At 31.9% G+C, this 2,807-nt stretch carries 2 protein-coding genes; both read left to right on the forward strand.

What is annotated here, in order from left to right:
- Nucleotides 1-192 precede the first annotated feature (192 nt).
- On the forward strand, nt 193-1,020 hold the full coding sequence (locus VBZ51_RS18935; protein ID WP_416577965.1) for a hypothetical protein: 828 nt from the start codon (nt 193-195) through the stop codon (nt 1,018-1,020).
- Between the two features lie 629 nt (nt 1,021-1,649).
- Nucleotides 1,650-2,540 carry a hypothetical protein gene (locus VBZ51_RS18940; protein ID WP_416577966.1) on the forward strand — a complete coding sequence of 297 codons (891 nt, stop codon included), beginning with the start codon at nt 1,650-1,652 and terminating at the stop codon, nt 2,538-2,540.
- Nucleotides 2,541-2,807 lie beyond the last annotated feature (267 nt).

Here is a 2,807-nt window from a genome sequence, read left to right on the forward strand (position 1 = left end):
AGTGTTCATATCTTTGATTTTTAGTTCATCTTAAAGATACTCGACTTACTGCTTTTACATAGATGCTAACCGCAATTACGGCGGATTCGACTACGTCCGAATCCACTCGGAATTGCTAACGTCTGTACTAAACCGAAAATAATCGCTAATTTAACCCGTAACTGACGGTTATACGAAACCGTTGTAAGCAATTTGAGAAAAATAGTTATCATATCAGTTATTCTACTATTAATTGTTTCCTGTAATCAAACAAGGGAAGAGATTATTATTAATAGGTTGGATAGTGAATTAAAACAGAGGGGTTTAGAAATTGATTCGAATTTTGGATTAAGGTTAACAATTGCTCCTATTAAAAACAAAAGAGAAGCCCTAACCATTAGTGCTTACTCATTTTTAGAAGTAGAAAATAAAGATTCGCTAAATCAAAAAATTATTAAAGAGGCTGTAAGATTAGAAAATTGGTTTACACTACCTGAATGGGACGAAGCTAATCAATCCATTTTTCCATTTCTTAATGAAGTAACTACCCGAAGGGATCCTACTTTAATTAAATATCCATTAAATGAAGGTTATGAGTATACCTTTCATCATTCAAATTATAATAACCACAAACAAACACAAATATCAAAAAGAGAACTTGAAATATGGAATGTCAAATTATTGGACATAGTAAATTCCGCTTTTGATAATTTAGAAAGAGAAATTAATTATGTAGTGTATATGGACACTTTGGAAAATAGAAATATTTATAAATTTAAGCCAAACAATGAAAGATATCATACCTCGCTATTGTTTACAAATAAGTTTAAGAAAGACTTAAACTCAAAACTAAACTATCCGTTCTATTCTGTTTTACGACCTTGGGAATATCCAACCTTTATATTTGGGCAAAATGATTTATTCTTTTTCAAAGATTATATTAGAACAAAAAATATAAATGAAGATGGAATTAACCCATATGAAATATCAATAATAAAATACACAGAGAATAATATTGAGATAATTACCTTAGAAAAATAAAAACTGCTTACAACAAAACCTAAACGTAATGCGGACTTTAGGGCAAAAACGAATGGTCTATGTATATTTATAATGTCGCTAAATCTTATGGATTTAGCTTAGGACAAGAAAAAATGAAACTAAACAATAAGCTTTAGCTTCGTGCTAAGACGGAAACGAAAGGTTTCCTTACTTCCGCACTACGCTTAGCTCAAGCGTTAACGGTAATAAGCTCTTAAAAAATTAGAGCAACTTCTACTCCACTCCTTTTTTCCTTTTACGTGCTAAAAAAACAAACAGTTCGCAAGTAGTAACGTTTATCAGAAAAGCAAAAAATCTTCAGTTTTGTATTTTAAGTCTGCCCAAATCTTTTGGTTTGTGTTAAAAAAAGAGCAGCTTTCGGGGTCTTCCCTTTTGCCGCTAGTACGCAATCTGTGCGCAATCGTTACGCAGTCGGACTTTTGGCTTGTCACTATTTGTTTAAGTTAAATAAGCCTTCTAAACTATGTTTATCTCAACAAGGTTTGTCGCTGGATGGAAAAAGCGGCAAAATCTACGGGTATTGTTCTTTTCGCTTGTCTTTATTGAGGTTGGGTCGGGTTGCTTAATACCGCTAACAATACCTAAAATTAATTGCTCCGGATTTTCCGATGGAAAATCTAGAGCTATTTTGTTATCTTAGTTCGCGATGGGAAATCCTGCCGGATTTCACAACGCAACTAATCTTAGCCGAAACGTTAGCAATAATTTTGAAAAAGAAAATTTACATATTGATTCTTGGCCCAATATTGACACTCTTATCGTGTGGACAAAATTCTTTTGAAAAAGAAATAAATGGAAAGTGGTATGGACTGGAAAATGATGGATTTACCAGAATGTACTTTCACCCAGATAGTCTAATATTTATGGAGGGCAATACTCAGATTGTAAAATGGACAGCGGACGAATCCAAAATTGAGTTTGATTATATTGAACAATGGCCCTATCAAACTTTTGAAAAAGATTCAACAAAAACAATGTTTATGGAATATTTTCTTTCTAAAAACAACAATACTCTTTCCTTTAATAAAATTAACGATTCAACAATAGATAGAAATTTCAACTTACTAAGAGCAGAAAACTATTTTGATTTCTTGAGTAAAAAAAGTGGAGTAAAATTTACATTACCCAATGACACCAAAGTTGAACGTATTGGTCTTTCTAGTGAATATGGTTTGAAAATTTTCATTGGAACCATTAATAATAAAAGTGCTATTGTCTCAGAATATGGTAATGGACTGGATTCGATTAAAAACGACATTATTAAATTCAAACAAAACCTCAATCCATTAGATGAATATCATCAACTAAAATTAGAATCTGATATTCATTTGAGAGTATTTGCGGATAAGTCAATTTCAGATGAAGAAATTCAAAAACTTATTCAAAGAATTACTCAAAGCGATTTAAAAAAAGTCTTCAGAATCTACGAGACTAATAATTATTATAATTTCGAAACCTTAGCTGGTAAGGAGATAAAAACTATTGCTAACAAAACCTAAACGTAATGCGGACTTTAGAGCTAAAACGAACGGTCTGTGTATATTTATAATGTCGCTAAATCTTATGGATTTAGCTTTGAACAATAAAAAATAAAACTAAACAATAAGCTTTAGCTACGTTGGCAGACGGAAACGAAAAGTTTCCTTGCCTCCGCACTACGCTTAGGTACTGTGTCAAAAAACAAGTTTTTTCTTTAATAATTTAGGAAACAGATTGATTTATCAAGTTGTTATCCCGCGCAGCAAGGGCTTCATGCTTTTGCTGCT

The organism is Maribacter sp. HS, assembly GCF_048059195.1.
GTDB lineage: Bacteria > Bacteroidota > Bacteroidia > Flavobacteriales > Flavobacteriaceae > Maribacter > Maribacter dokdonensis.